Consider the following 21,460-nt stretch of genomic DNA (forward strand, 5'->3'; position numbering starts at 1 on the left):
TGTTGGCCGGCGCGTTTGCGCCGGCCCCTCCGGCCCCTTATATATCACCCGCGTTTTCATTGGAAAGGGCGCGGCGGGGCCACTCATGCCCGGCGCGCCCGGCTCTCCCCCCTCACTCCGCGGAACGACCCGACCATGCTTGAGTTTTTGTTCGGCACCAAACAAGACCGCCAGGACCGCGCCCAGGCGCGGGCCGCGGTGGAAACCCTGTACGGCGAGGTCGTCCGCCAGACCCGCCAGCCGGCCATGTACCTGGACTGGCAGGTGCCCGACACCCTGGACGGCCGCTACGACATGCTGGTGCTGCATGCCTTCGTGCTGTTCCGCGCCCTGGGCCGCCTGAGCCACGAGCAGGCCGCCGCCACCGGCCGCGCCGAGGCCGACACCGACGCCAGCGGCCTGTCCCAGGCGCTGTTCGACCACATGCTGCGCGACCTGGACACCAACCTGCGGGAGGCCGGGGTCAGCGACATGCGCATCGGGTCGCGCATGAAGAAGCTGACCAAGGCGTTCTATGGCCGCGTCGCCAGCTACGAGGCCGGGCTGGACGCCGACGACGGCGACCGAACCCTGCGCGAGGCGCTGGACCGCAACGTCTATCAGAAGGTCGCGGCCCCGCCGGAGGGGCTGGCCGCGCTCGCCACCTACGTCCGCACCCTGGTGGCCACGGCCGACACCTGGACGTGGGACGACCTGTCACACGGCATCGCCCGCTATCCCGGCCTGCCGATCGCATCCGAACCCGCACTGTCCTGAGGCTCCCGATGTCCGGCCCCCTGCCCGCTCCCGAATTCAGCCGCCCCATTCCCGCCGAGCCGCTGCCGGCGGAGGGACGGTCGATCCAGATCGCCGCCGATGCCGGGGAACGCGAGGCCCTGGCCGCGCGGTTCGGCGTGGACCGCCTGGACCGGCTGGACGGCACCGTGACGCTGCGCCCGCTCGGCGCGAAACGGGGCGTGGTGCGGGTGGAGCTGTCCGGCACGCTGGAGGCGGATGTGGTCCAGACCTGCGTCGTGACCCTGGCTCCCCTGCCCGGCACGGTGACGGAGTCCGTCCGGCTGCGCTTTTCCAGCGCCGCCGAGGCGGAGACCGACGCGGACGCGGGCGCGGCGGTGGACATCGACCCGGACGCCGACAGCGATCCGCCCGAGCCGATCGTGGACGGCCTGATCGACGTGGGTGAGGCGCTGGCGGAAGCCTTCGGTCTCGCCCTGGACCCGCACCCCCGCGCGCCGGACGCCGCGTTGGACGGACCCGTGTCGGCGGGCCCGACGGAGGACCCGGCCGACGGCGACGAGGCCGACCGCCCCTCCCCCTTCGCCGCGCTGGCCGCGCTGAAGACGCGGACGAATAACGGCTGACGGCGGGGCTGACGGCGGCCCCCGGGACTCCTCGTTCCGGGATGTCCCTCAAAAAAGGCCGAGAACACCCCGCCCGGCTGCTTGCGGGCGCATACGTTTTCCGTTACATAGTCCGGCCCGTGCCCGGACATCCCTTGGCGAACAGCAGCCCCCGGCGGCTCCGCCGTCACGCCGCGCCGACTCGACGTCGGCCGCAGTGGGGTCCGGGCGTCCCGTTGCCCCGAAACCTGGACGAGTCCCATGGCGGTACCCAAGAGTAAGACTTCCAAGTCGCGGCGGAACATGCGTCGCTCCCACCACGCCGTGAACAACGGCCCGTACAACGAGTGCGCCAACTGCGGCGAGCTCAAGCGCCCGCATCATGTCTGTGCGCACTGCGGTCATTACGACGGCCGCGAGGTCGTCAATCCCGAAGCGGCCTGATCGGGTGGCGTGCGCGATGCGCATGCCATCCTTCCGTGTGTTGACCCGGCGTGGCACACCCAACCCAGCTCGGCGAATGGGGTTCCTTTGAGCGAAAGCCTCACACTTTCCCTGGATGCCATGGGCGGCGATCACGCGCCGGACATGGTGCTGAAGGGCATCCGCATTGCCCATGAACGGCACCCGCGTGTCCGGTTTCTGCTGCATGGCAACGAGGCGTCGCTGGCCCCGGTGGTCAACCGCCACAAGACGTTGAAGCAGGTCTGCGAGGTGCGGCACGCCGACGGCGTGGTCAGCGGCGACGAAAAGCCGTCCCAGGCCGTGCGTCGCGGGCGCGACAGCAGCCTTTGGCGCGCCATCCAGGCCGTCAAGGAAGGCGAGGCCGCGGGCGTGGTCTCGGCTGGCAACACCGGCGCCTTCATGGCCATGGCCAAGCTGGTGCTGCGGACCCTGCCGGGCATCGAGCGTCCGGCGATCGCCGCCCTGATGCCCACCCAGCGCGGCGACTGCGTCATGCTGGACCTGGGCGCGAACGCCGAGTGCGACGCCGACAATCTGGTGCAGTTCGCCATCATGGGCGAGGTGTTCGCCCGCACCGTGCTGGGGCTGGACAACCCGACCATCGGCCTGCTGAACATCGGCACCGAGGACCAGAAGGGCACCGACACCCTGCGCCAGGCCTCGGCCGTCCTGCGGGAAAGCTCGCTGCCGATCCGGTTCGAGGGCTTCGTCGAGGGCGACGACATCGGCAAGGGCACGGTGGATGTGGTCGCCACCGACGGATTCACGGGCAACGTCGCCCTGAAGGCCATCGAGGGCACATCGAAGCTGTACACATCGTTCCTGCGGCAGGCCTTCGGCAGCTCGGTCATGAGCAAGGTGGGCTATCTGCTGGCCCGCCCGGCCCTGAACAAGGTCCGCATGCGGGCCGATCCGCGCCGCTACAACGGCGCCATGTTCCTCGGCCTGAACGGAATCGCCGTGAAGTCGCACGGCGGCACGGACGCCCTCGGGTTCGCCAACGCGGTATGCGTGGCGGTGGACCTGATCTCCAACGGCTTCAATGACACCATCCGGGGCGAGTTCCTCAAGGTGCAGCGGGCCTCGGGCCTGGACGCCGCCACTCTGGAACGGGCGGCGAACGGCTGATGGTCAAGCGGTCCGTCCTGATCGGAAGCGGGTCCCGTCTCCCTGATCGCATCGTCACCAACGATGAGCTGGCGCGCACCGTGGACACCACCGATGCGTGGATCCGCGAGCGCTCCGGCATCGGCGAGCGCCGGTTCGCCGCCGAGGGCGAGAGCACCTCGGACCTCGCCATCGCGGCCGCCCGCGCGGCCATGGACTCGGCCGGGCTGGACCCGGCCGACCTGGATCTGATCGTGCTGGCCACGGCCACGCCCGACCACACCTTCCCCGCCACCGCCACCAAGGTGCAGGCGGCCCTGGGCGCGGCCGGCTGCATGGCCTTCGACCTGCAGGCGGTGTGCTCCGGGTTCATCTTCGCGCTGACCACGGCGGACTCCTATCTGCGCGCCGGTCAGGCCCGCACCGCCCTGGTGATCGGCGCCGAGACCTTCTCGCGCATCCTGGACTGGCAGGATCGCGGCACCTGCGTGCTGTTCGGCGACGGCGCCGGCGCCGTGGTGCTGCGGGCCGAGGACGCCGCCGGCGATCCGCGCAGCGACCGGGGCATCCTGTCGTGCCACGCACACGCGGATGGCCGTCATCACGACCTGCTGCACGTGGACGGCGGCCCGTCCACCACCCAGACCACCGGCCTGCTGCGCATGCAGGGGCGCGAGGTGTTCCGCCACGCCGTGGTCAATATGGCTGAAGTGGTGGATGAAGCTTTGACCGCAACCGGCTTGTCCTCCACGGATATCGACTGGCTGGTGCCCCATCAAGCCAACCAGCGCATCATCGAGGCGACGGCCCGCAAGGTCGGCCTGCCCCTGGACAAGGTGGTGATGACGGTGGAGCGGCACGCCAACACCTCGGCGGCGTCGGTGCCGCTGGCCCTGGACGAGGCCATCCGCGATGGCCGTATTCGTCCCGGCCATCTGGCGGTGCTTGAGGGCATGGGCGGCGGCTTCACCTGGGGTTCGGTCCTGATCCGCCTGTAGCTTCCTGGCCGCCCGCACTTCTCCGACGGGGGTTTAATCTCTCGCCTTCAAATCCCTGATATTGACGGCTTTCCGGGGACCCGGTACTGTTTCTTGAGAACAGTTCATCTGGCCGGCCCGACCCCACGGTCCCGTGTTTCCGCCCAGGACAGGCGCGCGACCCAGGTCGACCGGAACGGTCTCGACGGCCGTCCTGTCGTGGCCATGTCGCGGCGCACAGGGACGGTCGGCATCCAGAATGGCCCGACAGTCCCGCCATGGATCCGGCGGGCCGACGCGGGACAGAAGGTGACGGAACATGAGCGGGCAAACCATCACGCGGTCCCAACTCAGCGAGGCGGTCTATCAGGAAGTTGGCTTGTCCCGCAACGAGTCGGCCGATCTTCTCGAGTCAGTGCTGACGGAAATGTCGCAGGCGCTCGCGCGCGGCGAAACCGTCAAGATTTCCTCGTTTGGCAGCTTCTCCGTGCGCGAGAAGGGCCAGCGGATCGGGCGCAATCCGAAGACCGGCGAGGAGGTCCCCATCATGCCCCGCAAGGTGCTGGTGTTCCGACCGTCCCAACTTCTCAAGTCCCGCATCAACACGGCGGCCCAAGAGGATCATGGAGGTGCATGATGACCGGGGCCAGTGTACCCGATCGAAAGGACAAGACCGTGGCTGACGGGCAGGCCCGCGAGGGCGCCGGACGGCGCACGCAGAAATCCGACGCCGCCTTCCGCACCATCAGCGAGGTGGCCGCCGAACTGGATGTTCCCCAGCACGTCCTGCGGTTCTGGGAAACCAAGTTCTCGCAGATCCGGCCCATGAAGCGCGGCGGCGGCCGGCGATACTACCGGCCGGAAGACGTGGTGCTGCTGACCACCCTGCGCGACCTGCTGTACCGCGAAGGCTACACCATCAAGGGCGTGCAGAAGCTGCTGCGCGACTCCGGGGCCAAGGCCCTGGTCAACACCGTGCAGGAGCGCCAGGAGCGCGCCGAAGCCGAGGGCGGCCCGGTGGGCCCGGTTGGCCTCGCCCTGGGCGAGCCGCTCGACTCGGCATCCGGTGACGACGAGGGACCCGGGTCCGAGGAGGCCGTGCCAGCATCGACCGCCAATGAGATCGACACCGGGGTCCGACCCTCCGGCCTCGACGCGGACCAGCGCCAGACCGTCACGGCCGTCATCGACGAGTTGATGACCCTCCAGGGCCTGCTGCGACAGGCCATGGGCGCCGCGCGGGCGCCGACCCCGCCCCCGGAGGGCTGACACCGGGACCTTGGATCCCCCTCCTTGCCACAGGGCAACGGGCTGGGGTTAACGGGATTGCGCAGTCCGCAGGGTTCAGTCTGGCTCTCGAGATCCTTCGCGCCTTTCGGGCGCTCAGGATGACAAATAAATTATAGGATGTCATCCTGACGGAGCGAAGCGACGGAAGGATCTCGAGCCCAGGTCTCCAGTCCGTCGCGGATCGCAGCGGGATCAATCCCGTTAACCCGAGCCCGTTGCCCTGCTCCCTATCCGGACAACGGCTGCCCCAGGCGGCCCGCCAGGTCCTGGATGTACTGCCAGGCGACGCGACCCGAGCGACTGCCGCGCGTGGTGGCCCACTGGATGGCCTCGCGCCGCACGGTGTCCTCGTCGATGGGCAGCCCGTGGTGGCGGACGTACCCCAGCACGATGTCCACGAAGGTCTGCTGGTCCACGTTGTGGAAGCCGAGCCAGAGGCCGAACCGATCCGACAGCGAGACCTTCTCCTCCACCGCCTCGCCGGCGTGCAGCGCGGTGGACTGCTCGTTCTCGACCATGTCCCGCGCCAGCAGGTGCCGCCGGTTCGAGGTGGCATAGAACACCACATTGTCCGGGCGGCCCTCGATGCCGCCTTCCAGCAGGGCCTTCAGCGACTTGTAGCTGGTGTCCTGACCGTCGAACGACAGATCGTCGCAGAACAGCAGGCAGCGCCGACCGGAGACGCGCAGCCGGGTCAGCAGCGTGGGCAGGGTGGGAATGTCCTCACGGTGGATCTCCACCAGCGCCAGACGCGCTTCGGGCATCTCGTCCGCGACCGCCGCGTGCACCGCCTTGACCAGCGAGCTCTTGCCCGTGCCGCGCGCCCCCCACAGCAGGGCGTTGTTGGCCGGCAGGCCGCGCGCGAAACGCCGGGTGTTCTCGGCCAGGGTCTCGATCTGGCGGTCAATGCCCTGCAGCAGCGCGAGCGGGATGCGGTTGACCTGCGCCACCGGCTCCAGCCGCGGCGTGTCGGCGTGCCAGACGAAGGCGTCGGCGGCATGAAGATCGGTTTCGGCCGGACGCGCCGGCACGGCCCGCTGCAGGGCCTCCGCGATGTCCTGAAGGGCACGGATCGCAAGATCGAAATTCGGCATGAACACGGCGCTCCATCCTTGATCGCACGGGTCGGCAGGGCGCGCGCACCATATCATGGCGACCGGAGGCGGCAAGCCGACCCCATCACGCCGGTCCCATCAGGGCAATCGGTTGAAAGGGCGTGTGGTCGCCACGCCGCCGCGTGGCGGCGATGCGGCGGGTTGCGCCTTCGGCGCGAACCCGCCCTACGAGGTCTCGCAGGTCGCCAAACGTGCCTTCACCCGATTGCCCTGCCGGTCCCATGCGGTCGCGTTTGCAACGCGGCGCGGGATGAGTATAGTCCGGGCTCCGATCATCCGGAGGCCGGGGCGGGCAGGACGCCGCCGCCCGCCTTCGCAGACACACCGTTTCAAGGAGCGCCGGGATGCTGATCAGCCCCGCCTATGCCCAGGCCGCCGGTGGCGGCGCGATGGAGGGCCTGGGGGCCTTTCTGCCCCTGATCCTGATCTTCGTGATCTTCTACTTCCTTCTCATCCGCCCACAGCAGAAGCGGATGAAGGAGCACAAGGCCATGCTGGAGGCCATCCGGCGCGGCGACCGGATCGTGACCAACGGCGGCATCGTCGGCACCGTGGTCAAGGTGGTGAACGAGACGGAAGTCTCCGTCGAGATCGCCGAGAACGTCCGGGTCCGTGTGATGCGCGACATGATCGCCAACGTCCTGTCCAAGACCGAGCCGGTCTCCGGCGGCGGCGAGTCCAAGGGCAAGCCCGCGAACGAGGACGGCGGCCAGGGCCCCGATGACGGGTCGGGCTCCGGCAACGGCGGCACCGCCGGCAAGCTGAAGGGTCTGCTCTCCGGCAAGAAGTCCTGATCGCGGCGCGTCCGCCGTCCGCTTACTCCGAAGGTCTCCCATGCTGTATTTCGCGAAATGGAAGATCGGGCTGGTCCTGGCCATCTGCCTGGCCGGCTTGTTCTTCTCCGTGCCGAACGCCATCCGTGGCCAGGCCGACACCCTGCCCTCCTGGTGGCAGCCCGTCACGCTGGGCCTGGACCTCCAGGGCGGCTCGTACCTTCTGCTGGAGGTCGAGACCGACGTCGTGGTGCGCGAACAGTTGGAGGCCCTGGTGGAAAGCGCCCGCGCCGAGTTGCGCTCGGCCCGCATCCGCTATGTGGGGCTGGGGGTCGAGGGCACCTCGGCGGTGGTCACCATCCCGCAGGTGGACCAGCGGGACGAGGCCGGGCGCCTGCTGGCGGACCTGGACGACGCCGTGACAGTCACGGATGAGGCGGACGGCCGCTTCGTCATGGCCCTGACCGAGGAGGCCATGCTGGAGCGGCGCAACCAGGCCGTGGAGCAGTCCATCGAGATCGTGCGCAAGCGCGTGGACGAGACCGGCACCCGCGAGCCGACCATTCAGCGCCAGGGGCAGACCCGGATCATCGTGGAACTGCCCGGCGTGGACGATCCGCAGCGCATCAAGGACCTGATCGGCCGGACCGCCAAGCTGAACTTCCATCTGGTGGACGACCGCGTCTCGCCGCAGGAACTGAACGCCGGCCAGACCCCGCCCGGCACCGAGATCATGCCGGCGGCCGAGAACAACGCCGGCGGTCCGCCCCGCTATGCCGTGCGCAAGCGGGTGGAGGTCTCCGGCGACCGGCTGGTGGACGCGCAGCCCAACTTCCAGGACAACCAGCCCGTCGTCAGCTTCCGGTTCGACACCGCCGGCGGCAGCCGCTTCGGGCGCGTGACCCAGGAGAACGTGGGCGAGAACCTGGCCATCGTGCTGGACGGTCAGGTCATCAGCGCCCCCGTGATCCGCGAGCCCATCCTGGGGGGCTCCGGTGTGATCTCCGGGCGGTTCTCCGTGCAGGAGACGCAGGACCTCGCCCTGCTGCTGCGCGCGGGCGCCCTGCCCGCCCCGCTGACGGTGCTGGAGGAACGCACGGTCGGCCCCGGCCTCGGCGCCGACTCCATCGAGGCCGGCGCGCTGGCCAGCCTGCTCGGCCTCGTGCTGGTGGTCGTGTTCATGATCGCGAGCTACGGCCTGTTCGGCGGCATGGCCGTGGTGGCGCTGTTCATCAACCTGTTCCTGCTGCTGGGGGCGCTCAGCCTGCTGGGGGCCACGCTCACGTTGCCCGGTATCGCCGGCATCGTGCTGACCATGGGCATGGCGGTGGACGCCAACGTGCTGATCTTCGAGCGCATGCGCGAAGAGGCCCGCAACGGCCGCACCCTGATGAACAGCATCGAAACCGGGTTCCGTCAGGCCTTCAAGGCCATCGTCGACGCCAACGTGACCACGCTGGTCGCCGCCGGGCTGCTGTTCTACTTTGGCTCCGGCCCGGTCAAGGGGTTCGCCGTCACCCTCAGCATCGGCATTGTCTCGTCGATGTTCACCGCCGTCATGGTCACCCGCCTGATGGTCGTCACCTGGCTGCGCCGCGGCCAGCACAAAGCCCTGCCGATCTGAGGACCCGCCGCCATGCCCCGCCTGATTAACCTGGTTCCGGTCGACACCTCGATCGACTTCATGAAGCGGCGCCTGCACGCCCTGGTCCTCTCCGTCGTCCTCATGGTCGCGGCGGTGGTCTCGTTGGGCGTGCAACAGCTCAATTTCGGCATCGACTTCGCCGGCGGCATCCTGGTCGAGGCCCGGATGCCCGCCGAGCCCGACATGGGCGCCCTGCGTGACAGGCTGAACGGGCTGGGCCTGGGCGCGGTGTCGCTCACCCATATCGGCGAGGACGCCCGCGACGTCATGATCCGCGTGCAGCAGCCCGAGGACACGACGGACGAGCAGGAAAGCGCCGCGCTGAAGGCCATTCAGGGCGTGCTTGGCGACAGCGTGGAGTACCGGCGCGTGGAACTCGTCGGCCCAAAGGTGGGCGGCGAGCTGATCGAGGCGGGCATCTGGGCCGTTTCGCTGTCGATCCTGGCCATCGTCGTCTACATCTGGTTCCGGTTCGAGTGGCAGTTCGCCGTGGGCGCCATGGTCGCGCTGATCCACGACGTGCTGATTACGCTCGGGCTGTTTTCCGTGCTGCGGCTGGAATTCGACCTGACCACGGTCGCCGCCCTGCTGACCTTGGCCGGCTACTCCATCAACGACACCGTGGTGGTGTACGACCGCGTGCGCGAGAAGCTGCGCAAGTTCAAGAAACTGGCGCTGGTGGACCTGCTCAATCTGGCGCTGAACAAGACCCTGTCGCGCACCATCCTGACCTCGTTGACCACGTTGATCGCCGTGCTGTCACTGCTGTTCCTGGGCGGGGACGTGCTGCGCAACTTCAGCGCCGCGCTGGCGTTCGGCATCATCATCGGCACCTACTCGACGGTCTATGTGGCGGTGCCGATCCTGGTCTACTTCGACCTCCGCCGCGAAGCCGTCGCGGGCGAGGACCCGGAGGCGGAGGCCGGCGCCGACGGCGGGCCCGCACCGGCCGACAAGGCCGGGGGTTGACGGCGGGCGCGGTGCGCCCACGTCAGGACCTCCCCTCGCCCTCCGACCGACGAGACGCCTCCGCGATGGATATCACCCCCCTTGTTCCCGGCCACCGCCAACTCGTCCAGGCCTACGGCGACGGCGCCTTCCGCATCAGCGGCGTGCAGCACACCGGCTCGGTGCTCGTGTTTCCCGACGTGGTCTACCCGTGGTCCGGCGAGATCAGCGCAGAGGGTCTCGCCGACGTGCTGGCGGCCGCCGACGACGTGGAGGTGCTGATCCTGGGGTGCGGCCCGTCCATGACCCTGGTGCCGTCGAACCTGCGGCGCACGCTGAAGGATCACGGCATCGTGCCGGAGCCCATGGACACGGGGGCCGGCTGCCGCACCTACAACGTCCTGCTGGCCGAGGACCGCCGCGTGGCGGCGGCGCTGGTGGCGGTTTAGCTGCGCTCGCAGCCGCGCGCCCATCGAATCCCTTGACCCCGCCGGGTGAATGGATACAGTTTCGCTCCTCCCGGGAGCGGAGCCGCGCGCGGCGTGCCCTGCCCGATCCCCCGGGCCTGTAGCTCAATTGGTTAGAGCCGGCCGCTCATAACGGTCTGGTTGCAGGTTCGAGTCCTGCCGGGCCCACCAGTTCTTTCGGAACCCCCACGAAAAAAGCGAGGCCCCATTGATGGCCCCGCTTTTTTCGGTGTGGCATCGCACCATCTCGGTGCAGCGTCTGTTACCCGAGCGTGTTGACGAACTTGCCCGATGTGCCGGACGCCAGAATGGACTGATAGCCCGACAGCGCGCTGGCCTGGGAGTTCAGGCTGGATTCGATGGCATTGTACTGGGCGCGGGTTTCGTCCTCGATCTCGGCCACCTTGCGGTACTGCTCGCCGGAGGCCTTCGACATCTCGTCCAGAAGCTCCTGCTTGTCCTGCTCCAGTCGGCGCAACTTGGGCTCGACCTGGATCTTGACCTGGGTCACCGAAAACGACGCGTCCTGCAACAGCTTCTCCGCCTTGCGGATGGCCGTCATGGCGTCGTCCGTGCCCGTGGCGTCCGACAGATCGCCGTAGAACCAGGACGGCATGATCTCCAGCCCGCCCTTCTGCAGGGTGCCGGTAAAACTGCTCGCCCCGCCGTCCACGTCGAAGCTGATGGAGCCATCATCGCCCACCACCAGATTGGAAATGCGGCCCTGGTCGTGGCCGACCACCGACAGCGAATCATCGTTGCCGATGCGCTCCACCTTGTACATGACATTGGAGGTGGACTTGTTCTGGTAGAACAGACCCGCGCTGTCGCCCGTGCCCTTGATGTTGAACGAGGTGCCGGCGTACTTGGCCTGAAGCTCCAGGTTGCCGCCGAAGTCGGAGACCTGCACGGTCTTCTTGTCGGGCAACAGGGTCAGGTCGTTGGGACGGCCGATCAGATTGAAATCACCGGAATAGCGGTTGGCGGCGCGGTTGATCTCGGTGATCTTCGCGTTGAACTGCTCGGAATAAAAATCCGAGGCCGACGGGTTTTTGACCGCCTTCGCCACGATGGTTTTCAGGTCGCGCAGGTAGCCCTTGATCTCGGTGATCTGCTCTTCGGACTTTTCCACGCCATCCAGGATGCGGCTGGCATCGCGCGCCCGCCCGGCGATGGTGCCCTGACGCGCCGACAGCGATTCGATCCGCGCGTCAAAGGCCGCGTTGACCTGGTCGGTCTGCTTGCGCATGGTTTCAAACATGCGCTCGCCGATCCGCGTCATCATGAGCGACGTTTTGTTGGCCCCGCCGGTCAGCGAGGCCGTCCCGTTCAGCAGGGATATGGTGCCGGATCCCGAAAGCGCGCTTACCATGGGTCTTCTTCCCTCAGTGTGATGCAGCGGCGCCGCGCGGCGGATCGCCGCCGCGCATACACTCCAACGGATGGACTATAGCACAGGGTCGCCCTCTGGGGAATTGCCCTTGTGACACGCCGCACCTCCCCATTGGTCATAGCGCAGCGGGTCCGTCAGGCTTTCCCCGATGGGCCTCCGTGCTTTATGACAGGCTCCCCCTTTGCCCCACAGAAAGCCGTTCCGTGCCTGACACCACCGTTCCGCCCGCCCCCGCCGCCGCCGCGCGCAGCCTGCCCGTCATCGTCGCCGCCACCACCCTGGTCCAGGCGCTGGTGACGCTCGCCACCCTGACCGTGGCCACGCTGGGGCCGGAGATGACCCGCGCGCTGGGCGTGCCGCCCGAGTCGGTGGGCTATCAGATGAGCCTGGTCTACCTGTGCGGGGCGGTCTCCGCCGTGCTGGCGGGCGGCGTGGTGACCCGTCACGGCGCCGGGCGGACCAGCCAGTTCGCGCTTCTTTTCGCCGGCGCGGGCTGCGCGCTGGGGGCCACCGGCACGCTGTGGGCGCTGGTGCCGGCATCCGCGCTGATCGGCTGGGGCTACGGCATGACCAACCCGGCGTCGTCGCACGTGCTGTTCCGCTTCTCGCCGCCGCATCGGCGCAACCTGATCTTTTCGCTCAAGCAGACGGGGGTTCCGCTGGGTGGCGTGCTGGCGGGCCTGCTGCTGCCGGCGGTGGCCCTGACCCAGGGATGGCAGACGGGCCTTGCGGTGTCGGCCGCGCTGGCGCTGACGATGGCCGTGCTGCTGCAGGCCGCCCGGCCCGCCTGGGACGACGACCGCACGCCCGGCGCGCGCCGCCGGGGGACGCCGCTGGCCGGGCTCGCCCTGGTGTGGCGTCATCCGGGGCTGCGCGCCGTGTCGCTGATGACGTTCTGCTTCGCCGCCGTGCAACTGTCGCTGACGACATTCATGGTCACGCTGCTGGTGGAGGGCCTGGACCGCTCGCTGGTGCTGGCCGGCATGGTGGCCTCGGTCGCCCAGGTGGCCGGCGCGCTGGGGCGCGTGTTCTGGGGCTGGCTCGCGGACCGCCTGAAGGGCGGCATACTCACCCTGGCGCTGATCGGCCTGATCTCGCTGGGCTGCGCCGTCGCCACCGGGTTCATGACCCCGGCGTGGCCCACCGGGGCGATTGCCGCCCTGCTCACCCTGTTCGGCATCTCCGCCATCGGCTGGAACGGGGTGTTCCTGGCCGAGGTCGCGCGCCTGTGCCCACCCGGGCAAGTGGGGATGGCCACCGGCGGGTCGCTGTTCTTCACCTTCGGCGGCGTCGCGGTCGGGCCTGCCCTGTTCTCGGCCCTGGTGCCGGTGCTGGGCGGCTATGCGGTGACCTTCCCCGCCATCGGCCTGTTCGCGCTGACCGGCACGGCCCTGATCTGGCACGCCCGCCAGCGCCACGGGACGCCCGGTCCATGATCCCGCTCGCGGACCTGCCGCTGCCCGACTACACCCTCGTGCAATGGGGCGCGGTCGGGATCGCGTTCCTGCTGGCGGGCGTCATCAAGGGGGCCATCGGGTTCGGCGTGCCGATCGTGGTGATCTCCATCCTGACGCTGGTGCTGCCGGTCAAGGACGCCATCGCGCTGGTCGTCGTGCCCGCCTTCGCGGGCAACCTGCTGATGATGCGCGAGGGCGGCCGGGTGCGGGAGATCCTGGCCCGGTTCTGGCCGCTGCTGCTGGCCAAGGCCCTGTGCCTGGGCCTGGGGGCCGTGATCCTGGCCAGCGTGCCCACGGACGCCATCCTGCTGGTGCTGGGCGTGGTGGTGGTGACGGTCTCGCTGCTGAGCGAGCGCCTGCCGCGCCTGCACCTGCGCCCCGGTCAGGAGAAGGTCGCCGGCGCGCTTCTGGGGGCCGTCACGGGCCTGCTGGCGGGCACGACCACGATCTTCGGCCCGCCGGTCATTATGTACATGACGGCGTTGCGGCTGGACCGCGCCACCTATGTGGCCGCCATCGGGACGCTGTGGTCGGTGACCAACGTCATGATGCTGATCGCCTTCGGCGCGACCGACACGCTGACCCTGCCCCTGTTCATCGCGTCGCTGCCGCTGGCGCCGATCCTGCTGGCCGGCTATCCGCTCGGCCGCTGGGTGCGCCGCCGGGTGGACGACCGCGCCTTCCGGCGCCTCATCATGGCCGGTCTGCTGGTCTCGGGCGCGCGACTGATCGTGGTCGCCGTGGTTTAGTTACATCCCCGCCGGATCGTCCCGCACCGGCACGCGCCAGATCTCCCGGGCGTACTCGCTCACCGTCACGTCGCTTGAGAACCGGCCCATGCGGGCGACGTTGAGGATGGCCTTGCGGCTCCACGCCTCGTCGTCCCGATAGGCCAGCCCGACCCGCTCCTGACAGGCGATGTAGTCCGCGTAATCCGCGAGCAACAGGTAATAGTCGCCGTGCCGGGTCAGGGTATCGACGATGGCCCGGTAGCGGTCCGGCTCGGCCGGGCTGAACGCCCCCTGCCCGATCATGTCCAGAACCATGTGCAATTCCGGATCGCCCGTGTAGTACTGCCACGGGTCGTGCCCGCCCTTGGTGCGCAGCACCTCGGCCTTGTCGGCGGTCAGACCGAAGAAGAAGATGTTCTCCTCCCCCACCTCCTCGCCGATCTCCACGTTGGCGCCGTCCCGCGTGCCGATGGTCAGCGCGCCGTTCAGGGCGAGTTTCATGTTGCCGGTGCCCGAGGCCTCCGTTCCGGCGGTGGAGATCTGCTCGGAGAGATCGGCGGCCGGCATGATGCGCTCGGCGACCGAGACGTTGTAGTCCGGCACGAACACCAGCCGCAGCCGTTCGCCCACCAGGGGATCGGCGTTGATGACCCGCGCCACATCGTGGATCAGGCGGATGATGAGCTTGGCCATGTGGTACCCGGGGGCGGCCTTGCCGGCGAGCAGCACCGTGCGCGGCGGCTGATCGTCCGCCCGCCCCTCTCGGATCCGGTTGTACAGCGTGATGACGTGCATCACATTGAGCAACTGGCGCTTGTATTCGTGGATGCGCTTGACCTGCACATCGAACAGGCTGTTCGGGTCCAGCTCGACGCCCAGCCGGGCATCGACGTAGCGGCACAAGGCCTCCTTGTTGGTGCGCTTGACGGCGCGGAATTCCTCGCGGAAGGCGGCATCCTCGGCCAGCGGCACCAGCCCGCGCAGGTCGTCCAGATGGGCGACGAAGCGGTCCCCCAGGTGGCGCGTGATGAGCGCCGTCAGCGGCCGGTTGGCCGCCTGCAGCCAGCGGCGCGGCGTGATGCCGTTGGTCTTGTTGACGATGCGGTCCGGGAACTCGCGGTGCAGATCGCCGAAGATGCCGGCTCGCATCAGGTCCGTGTGCAGGGCCGCGACCCCATTCACGCGGTGGCTCGCCACGAAGGCCAGATGCGACATGCGCACCCGCCGTTCGCCCGCCTCGTCGATCATCGACAGCCGCCCGACGCGGGTGTCGTCCGGCTGCGTGGCGCGGTGGCGCACGCCTTCCAGGAAGTGATGGTTGATCTCGTAGATGATCTCCATGTGCCGGGGCAGCATGTGGCCGATCAGCCCGACGGGCCAGGTCTCCAGCGCCTCCGGCAGCAGGGTGTGGTTGGTGTAGCTGAAGGTGCCGTTGCAGATGGACCAGGCCTCGTCCCAGCCGATGCCGTGCGCGTCGATCAGGATGCGCATCAGCTCCGGCACGGCGAGCGCCGGATGGGTGTCGTTGAGCTGGATCGCCACCTTCTGCGGGAACTTGGTGAAGTCGTCGTGGATGGACCGGAAGCGGCGCACGATGTCCGCCAGCGAGGCGGCGACGAAGAAATACTCCTGCTTCAGCCGAAGTTCCTTGCCCATGCTGGTGGAGTCGTCTGGGTACAGCACGTGCGACAGGCTCTCGGAGAAGCTCTGTTCCGCCACGGCGTTGATGTAGTCGCCCTGATTGAAGCGCCGCAGGTCGAACTCGCGGCTGGCCTGGGCGGACCACAGCCGGATGGAATTGACGGTCCAGCAGCCGTGCCCGGCCACCAGCAGGTCATGGGCCTCGGCGAACACCTCCTCGCCGTCCAGCCAGCGCCGGACCTTGTGGTTGCGGACGTCGAGCGCGTCTTCCGTGCGGCCGTAGAACCGCACCGGCAGGGTGACATCCGAGCGGTCGAAGGCCCACACGTTGCCATGGCGCAGCCAGCGTTCCGGCATCTCCACCTGCTGGCCGCCGTCGATGTATTGCGAGAACATGCCGTAGTCGTAGTAGATCCCGTAGCCGTAGGCCGGGATCCCCAGCGTGGTCATGCTCTCCATCAGGCAGGCCGCCAACCGGCCCAGGCCGCCGTTGCCCAGCGCGGCCTCGGGCTCCTGGTCCAGGATGGCGTCGAAGTCCAGCCCCATGTCGGTCAGGGTCTGGCGGGCCAGACCCAGCGAGCCGGTGGCCAGCAGGTTGGCGGTCAGGGAACGGCCGACCAGGAACTCCATGGAGAGGTAGTAGACCCGCTTGGCGTCGTTGGCATAGGCCCGGTGGGTGCTGTCCATCCAGGTCTCGACCATCAGGTCCCGGGTGGACAGGGCCAGGGCCATGTACCAGTCCAGGGCCGTGCTGCCGACCGCCCCCTTGCCGAGCGAGTGCCGCAAGTGCTTGTGCAGGCGCCGCTTGAGGGCATCGACCTCGGATTCCTTGGCCACGGGTGCATCGGCATCCAGGATGGAGCCGCCCTGAGTCATCACCGAGTCCGCCATGGCCGATCCTTTCCCGCTGCAGCACAGCCCTTGCACGCGGTTCCAACAATACTCCTCTAAAGCCCCGTAAACAGCCGAAAAAGGGCCGGTGCGGCAAATGGCGGATGCGCGACTCGGAGAGAGCGGCGGACGCTCGCCGACTCAGGTCAACAGGCTGGCCAGACGCGGGCCGGTGTCGTTGCGCCGGGGGGTCCACAGGCCCCGGTCCAGGGCCTCCTGGAAGCGGGCGGCCATCTCGCGCAGGGCGTCCGGGTTCACGTCGGCCATGAAGTCCCGCACCTCGGGGTCCTCCAGGTAGGCGTCGAACAGCAAGTCGAAGTGGTGGCTCTTCACGCACCGGGCGGTGGCGGCGAAGGCGAACAGGTAGTCCACCGTGGCCGCGATCTCGAACGCACCCTTGTAGTCGTGCCGCATGACGCCCCGGATCCACTTCGGGTTGGCGGCGCGGGCGCGTACGACGCGGGCGATCTCCTCATCCAGGGTGCGCACACGCGGGCTTTCCGGGCGGCTGTGGTCCGAATGATAGACCGCCGGCTGCCGCCCCGACAGCGTGCGGACGGCCGCCGTCAAGCCGCCCTCGAACTGATAATAGTCATCGGAATCAAGCAGATCGTGCTCGCGGTTGTCCTGGTTGTGCAACACCGCGTCCACCTGCGACAGGCGCGACTCCAGCAGGTCGCGCGCTCCCTGCCCGGCCGCGCCGTCGCCGTAGGCATAGCCGCCCCAGGCCACGTAGGCGGCGGCCAGATCGGCGTCCGTCTCCCACCCCTGCTCATCGATCAGCGCCTGGAGACCGGCCCCGTAGGCCCCGGGACGCGAGCCGAACACCCGGTGGCCGGCGCGGCGGCGGGCTTCGTCGGGGGCCGCGCCCTCCCGCTCCAGGCGCGCACTCTCGGCGCGCACGCGGGCGGCGAGCGGGTTCATGTCCTCGCCCTCGTCCTCCAGCGCGGCAACGGCGCGCGCGGCCGAGTCCACCAGATCGACCTGGGCCGGGAAGGCATCGCGGAAGAAGCCGGAGATGCGCAGGGTCACATCCACGCGCGGCCGGTCCAGCACCGACAGCGGCAGGATCTCGAACCCGATCACGCGGCCGGAGGTGGGCTCCCAACGCGGCCGGGCGCCCATCAGCGCCAGCGCCTGGGCGATGTCTTCGCCGCCGGTGCGCATGTTGGCCGTGCCCCAGGCGGACAGGGCGACGGCGCGCGGCCAGTCGCCATGATCCATCACGTGGCGCTCGATCAGCAGCGACGCCGAGCGCCAGCCCAGCGTCCAGGCGGCCGGGGTGGGCACGCGGCGGCTGTCCACCGAAAAGAAGTTGCGGCCCGTGGGCAGCACCTCCGGCTTGCCCCGCGTCGGCGCGCCGGACGGGCCGGGCGGCACGAAGCGGCCGTCCAGTCCGGCCAGCAGGCCGGCGATCTCGGCCCGCCCGCAGGCCTCGACGGCGGGCGCCAGCCGGTCACGCACATGGTCCAGGACGGCGCGGGTGGCGGTCCAGGCCGGATCGGGGTCCATCGCCCCCGAGACCAGGGCGCGGGCCAGCGCTTCCAGCCGCTCCACCGTGTCCCCGGCCGTCCGCCAGGGATCAGCCATCACGTCGTCCATTCCGGCCGGGCGCGGGCCGGTCCGGGGACGCCCCTCCTGCCGGGCGGAGGTTTCACCTCCGCCCGGGACCGTTCCGGACGGGGGTTCAACCCCCGTCCGGCACAGATCCGCCAACACCGCCGGGCGCGGGCCGGTCCACGGGCGCCCCAGGTCGCCGGTCTCCAAGGGATCGAAGAGAACCCGCTCATCCATGTCCCCAACCGGCCCGTCCGTCCCCGGGGCGATCCACAAACACAGATCCTGCGCCAGCGCCCGGGTCAACGACGCCTGCTCCGGCCGGTCGCCGCGCGGCGGGCGCGCCAGCGCCACCAGCAGGTCGGTGCGCTGATCGCCCTCGGGCGAAACGCCGAACACGTGCAGGCCGTCGCGGATCTGCAGTTCCTTCAGCTCGCACAGATGGTTATCCAGCGCCGCCAGGGCCTCGGACGCACCCTCCTCCGCGCGCAGGTCGCGCGGCGGCGGCAGGCCCAGGTCCGCCGCCAGCCCGCTGGATTCCGCCAGCGAGAGGATCTCCTCGCGCAACACCACCAGCCGGCGCGGGTCCACGCCGGCGGCCTCGTGGTACTCGTCCACCAGCCGTTCCAGGTCGCGCAGGGGGCCGTAGCTCTCCGCGCGGGTCAGCGGCGGCGTCAGGTGATCGACGATGACCGCCTGGGCGCGACGTTTGGCCTGGGTGCCCTCACCCGGGTCGTTGACGATGAAGGGATAGAGGTGCGGCAGCGGACCGAACACGGCCTCCGGCCAGCAGGACTCCGACAGGGCCAGGCTCTTGCCGGGCAGCCACTCCATGTTGCCGTGCTTGCCCATATGGACCACGGCATGGGCGCCGAACACCTCCCGGATCCAGATGTAGACCGCCAGATAACCGTGCGGCGGCACCAGCGCCGGGTCGTGGTAGCTGGTCACCGGGTCGATGTGATAACCGCGCGCCGGCTGGATGCCGACCGCCACATGCCCCAGCACCATCATGGACAGCGCAAACCCGCCCCGGTCCGCCAGATAGGACGGATCGTCGGCCGGATCGCCCCAGCGCGCCGACACCTCCGCGCGTGCGGCCTCCGGAAGCCGGTCGAGGGCGGCCCGGTAGGTCTCCAGCGGCAGCACCACCCGGACCGTGCGCGCCGCCCGGGCCTCCAGGGCATTGGTGGGGCCCGCCTTCAGGGCGTCCATGAGAGCGGCCCCATCCGCCGGCAGGCCCTCCACCCGATAGCCCGCCGTCGCCAGCGCCCGCAGCACCTCCACCGTGCCGGCCGGGGTGTCGAGGCCGACGCCGTTGCCCAGGCGGCCGTCCTTGTTGGGGTAGTTGGCCAGCATCAGGGCCACCCGGCGCTCACCCGGCGGCGTCCGGCGCACCGCCACCCAGCGCGCACACAGGGCCGCAACGAAGGCCACGCGGTCCGGCTCCGGCACATGGCCGGTCACATCCACCTGGGCGGCCTCGTCCCAACGGTGCAGCCCCTTGAACGAAACGGCGCGGGTGAACACCCGCCCGTCCACCTCCGGCAGGGTCACCGACATGGCGATGTCGCGCGCGATCAGGCCGTGGGCTCCCTCGCGCCAGCTTTCAGCGGAAGAACTGGCCAGCGCGGCTTGCAGCACCGGCACATCGTGGGCGGCGAACGGGCTGTCCTGCACCCGATGCCCGGTCGCCACCGCGAAGCCGGTCAGGTTCAGGATCACGGCGGGCGGGGTCTCCGCCAGCAGTTCGGACAGCAGAGCCGCCGCGACGGGATCCTTCAGGCTGGTGACGTGGACGGCCAGCACGTCCAGGCCCTCAGCCGCCAGGGCCGCGTGCAGGGCCTCCACCACCGCCATGTCGCCCGCCTGGGCAAGGGCGCGGTAGAACACCAGCGCCGCCACCGGCCGGTCACCGGCGGGCGCCGGGCCGTGCCGCCCGGCCGGCGGCAGCGGCGTGGGCTCGCGCCAGTCCGCGAAGCCGGGCGTCTCCAGCAGGTCGGCGCAGCGGCGCAGCAGGTGTTCGGCGTTGTCCACGCCGCCATGGACCAGGTACTGCCACAGCCGGTGCAGGTCGGACGCGGGCACGTTGGACGCCTCGGCCAGATCCGGATCCGGGTTGGCATCGCCGGGCAGCAGGGCCACCCGCGCGCCGGTCTCCCGCGCCAGGGCAACGATGGTCTCCACGCCGTAAGGCCAGTAGGCCCGCCCGCCCAGCAGGCGCACCACGATCAGGCGGGCGTGGCGGAGCACGGCGTCGGCGTACAGGTCCACCGAGTAGTTGTGCCCCAGCCGCGTCAGGTTGGCGAGGCGCAGCGACGGCGCGCCCGGCCCCAGCCGCGCGCGGGCGGCGGACAGGCCGGCGATTTCGGTGTCGGCGGCAGTCAGGATGACAACATCAGCGGGGTCCTGGCCCAGGTCCACGGCCTCGCTGCCATCGCTGACCACGCCCGGTGTGGCGGCGAGCAGATGCATGGCGCGGGAGAGTAAGGGCAACGGGCGCGCCGGTCACGCCCTGTCGCGTGCGACTTCGCCTGCGCCGGCGCGCGCGGTTGGTGCGGCTGCTGGACCGGCCTCCGGACTCGGTCGGGGTCAGCCCCCTCCCTGCGACGCCCGCCCGAAGTGCGCGTTGTAGACCACCCCGGGCGCCTCCTCCGCCGTCAGCACCCGCGAGACCGGACAGACCAGGCCGGCCGCCGCCGTCTGCGCCCGGATCCAGGACCGGAAGGCCTCCACGCGCGGCCCCGCCAGCCGGTCCGGCGCGCACAGGAACCAATAGGCGAACGCACTCTCGATCCCCAGATCAAACGGCGCCACCAGCCGCCCCGACGCCAGTTCGTCCGCGATCAGGACGGTGCGCCCCAGCAGCACGCCGTGACCGGCCACCGCCGCCTGGATGCTCATGGTGGAATCCAGGAACCCGGGACCGTGATAGGGATCGATGCCGCCGGTGACGCCGGCCGCCTTCAGCCACACGCCCCAGTCCAGCCCGCCGTCCTGCAGCAGCACGTGATGCGCCAGATCGGCCGGCTCACGCAGGGGATGCGTCCCGCCCAGCAGCGCCGGAGCACAGACGGGAAACACCTCGTCGCGCATCAGCACTTCGGCATGAAGATCGGGATAGGGGCCCGTTCCCAGACGGAGCGCTACATCGGCCTCGCCGCCCAGCAGGTCCACCACGTCCATGCCGGTTTCCAGCCGCAACTCGATCTCCGGATGCCCCGACAGGAAGTCGCCCAGACGCGGGATCAGCCACTTGGCCGCGAAGCTGGTCATGGCGGTGACCACCAGCCGCCCCGAATCCTGCTGCGCGAGCAGGGCGTCGGTCGCCTCGTGGAGGGCCCGGAAGGCGTCCTGGACCTTGCGCGCGTAGCGCTGCCCCGCTTCCGTCAGGTGAATCGCCCGGGTGCCGCGCCGGAACAGCGGCACACCCAGATAGTCCTCCAGCGCCTTGACCTGATGGCTCACGGCCGCCTGGGTGACATGCAGATCCTCGGCGGCGCGGGTGAACGACAGGTGGCGGGCGGCGGCCGCGAAGGCACGCAGGGCGTTCAGGGGCGGCAGGCGACCGGGCTGCATGGCGGGGCTCTGATGTCCTGGTGGGGAGGCGCGCGGCGGCCTCCAAGTGTACGCGAGCCGCCCGCTTCGGCGGAGCCCTTTCCC

18 protein-coding genes and 1 tRNA gene are annotated in these 21,460 nt (G+C 69.7%); 14 read left to right on the forward strand and 5 right to left on the reverse strand.

The features are described from left to right. Positions 1–135: 135 nt before the first annotated feature. From GHC57_RS01820 to GHC57_RS01850, 7 genes are all read left to right on the forward strand, one after another. Complete coding sequence (locus tag GHC57_RS01820) at positions 136–756, forward strand: ubiquinol-cytochrome C chaperone family protein (RefSeq protein ID WP_153340533.1); 621 nt, start codon at positions 136–138, stop codon at positions 754–756. An 8-nt stretch (positions 757–764) separates the two neighbouring features. Beyond that, positions 765–1,361, forward strand: a complete 597-nt coding sequence (locus GHC57_RS01825) for a YceD family protein (protein ID WP_153340535.1) — start codon at positions 765–767, stop codon at positions 1,359–1,361. A gap of 240 nt (positions 1,362–1,601) precedes the next feature. Then, positions 1,602–1,784 (forward strand): 50S ribosomal protein L32, encoded by a 183-nt coding sequence (gene rpmF, locus GHC57_RS01830; RefSeq protein WP_153340537.1) that lies wholly within the window; start codon positions 1,602–1,604, stop codon positions 1,782–1,784. An 87-nt stretch (positions 1,785–1,871) separates the two neighbouring features. Then, the gene (gene plsX, locus GHC57_RS01835; protein ID WP_153340539.1) at positions 1,872–2,933 is read left to right on the forward strand and encodes a phosphate acyltransferase PlsX; all 1,062 of its coding nucleotides are present in this window, start codon (positions 1,872–1,874) and stop codon (positions 2,931–2,933) included. Continuing rightward, entirely contained in the window at positions 2,933–3,910 is a 978-nt protein-coding gene (locus GHC57_RS01840) for a beta-ketoacyl-ACP synthase III (RefSeq protein ID WP_153340541.1), read from the forward strand. The genes plsX and GHC57_RS01840 overlap by 1 nt, the downstream gene beginning before the upstream one ends. A gap of 298 nt (positions 3,911–4,208) precedes the next feature. Beyond that, positions 4,209–4,526: an integration host factor subunit alpha gene (gene ihfA / locus GHC57_RS01845; RefSeq protein WP_153340543.1), complete on the forward strand. Its 318-nt coding sequence runs from the start codon at positions 4,209–4,211 to the stop codon at positions 4,524–4,526. A 38-nt stretch (positions 4,527–4,564) separates the two neighbouring features. Further along, the gene (locus GHC57_RS01850) at positions 4,565–5,158 is read left to right on the forward strand and encodes a MerR family transcriptional regulator (RefSeq protein WP_343031074.1); all 594 of its coding nucleotides are present in this window, start codon (positions 4,565–4,567) and stop codon (positions 5,156–5,158) included. Positions 5,159–5,406: 248 nt separating this feature from the next. On the opposite strand, the gene GHC57_RS01855 is transcribed toward GHC57_RS01850, so the two are convergent. Next, positions 5,407–6,273, reverse strand: coding sequence for an ATP-binding protein (locus GHC57_RS01855; RefSeq protein ID WP_153340547.1), 867 nt, complete (start codon positions 6,271–6,273; stop codon positions 5,407–5,409). A 365-nt stretch (positions 6,274–6,638) separates the two neighbouring features. On the opposite strand from GHC57_RS01855, the gene yajC reads away from it, so the two are divergent. The 5 genes from yajC (at position 6,639) to GHC57_RS01880 (ending at position 10,298) form a co-directional block, all read left to right on the forward strand. Then, positions 6,639–7,088, forward strand: coding sequence for a preprotein translocase subunit YajC (yajC, locus tag GHC57_RS01860; protein WP_153340548.1), 450 nt, complete (start codon positions 6,639–6,641; stop codon positions 7,086–7,088). A 40-nt stretch (positions 7,089–7,128) separates the two neighbouring features. Beyond that, positions 7,129–8,691, forward strand: a complete 1,563-nt coding sequence (secD, locus tag GHC57_RS01865) for a protein translocase subunit SecD (protein WP_153340550.1) — start codon at positions 7,129–7,131, stop codon at positions 8,689–8,691. A 12-nt stretch (positions 8,692–8,703) separates the two neighbouring features. After that, positions 8,704–9,681: a protein translocase subunit SecF gene (secF, locus tag GHC57_RS01870; protein WP_153340552.1), complete on the forward strand. Its 978-nt coding sequence runs from the start codon at positions 8,704–8,706 to the stop codon at positions 9,679–9,681. Between the two features lie 65 nt (positions 9,682–9,746). Then, complete coding sequence (locus GHC57_RS01875) at positions 9,747–10,109, forward strand: Mth938-like domain-containing protein (protein WP_153340554.1); 363 nt, start codon at positions 9,747–9,749, stop codon at positions 10,107–10,109. A 112-nt stretch (positions 10,110–10,221) separates the two neighbouring features. Further along, a tRNA-Ile gene (locus tag GHC57_RS01880) sits at positions 10,222–10,298 on the forward strand. Positions 10,299–10,389: 91 nt separating this feature from the next. Here GHC57_RS01880 and GHC57_RS01885 read toward each other — a convergent pair. Further along, positions 10,390–11,499 (reverse strand): hypothetical protein, encoded by a 1,110-nt coding sequence (locus tag GHC57_RS01885; protein WP_153340556.1) that lies wholly within the window; start codon positions 11,497–11,499, stop codon positions 10,390–10,392. Positions 11,500–11,723: 224 nt separating this feature from the next. On the opposite strand from GHC57_RS01885, the gene GHC57_RS01890 reads away from it, so the two are divergent. Beyond that, the gene (locus tag GHC57_RS01890) at positions 11,724–12,956 is read left to right on the forward strand and encodes an MFS transporter (RefSeq protein WP_170294623.1); all 1,233 of its coding nucleotides are present in this window, start codon (positions 11,724–11,726) and stop codon (positions 12,954–12,956) included. Beyond that, positions 12,953–13,726 carry a sulfite exporter TauE/SafE family protein gene (locus GHC57_RS01895; RefSeq protein WP_153340560.1) on the forward strand — a complete coding sequence of 258 codons (774 nt, stop codon included), beginning with the start codon at positions 12,953–12,955 and terminating at the stop codon, positions 13,724–13,726. Before GHC57_RS01890 ends, GHC57_RS01895 begins: the two co-directional genes overlap by 4 nt. Here the strand turns inward: GHC57_RS01895 and GHC57_RS01900 are convergent, their stop codons facing one another. From GHC57_RS01900 to GHC57_RS01910, 3 genes are all read right to left on the reverse strand, one after another. Next, the gene (locus GHC57_RS01900; protein ID WP_246152065.1) at positions 13,727–16,240 is read right to left on the reverse strand and encodes a glycogen/starch/alpha-glucan phosphorylase; all 2,514 of its coding nucleotides are present in this window, start codon (positions 16,238–16,240) and stop codon (positions 13,727–13,729) included. A 141-nt stretch (positions 16,241–16,381) separates the two neighbouring features. Then, on the reverse strand, positions 16,382–20,272 hold the full coding sequence (gene cobN / locus GHC57_RS01905) for a cobaltochelatase subunit CobN (protein WP_153340654.1): 3,891 nt from the start codon (positions 20,270–20,272) through the stop codon (positions 16,382–16,384). Positions 20,273–20,389: 117 nt separating this feature from the next. Next, complete coding sequence (locus tag GHC57_RS01910) at positions 20,390–21,376, reverse strand: transcriptional regulator GcvA (RefSeq protein ID WP_153340562.1); 987 nt, start codon at positions 21,374–21,376, stop codon at positions 20,390–20,392. Positions 21,377–21,460 lie beyond the last annotated feature (84 nt).

It is taken from the genome of Roseospira navarrensis (genome assembly GCF_009601025.1).
Classification (GTDB): domain Bacteria; phylum Pseudomonadota; class Alphaproteobacteria; order Rhodospirillales; family Rhodospirillaceae; genus Rhodospira; species Rhodospira navarrensis.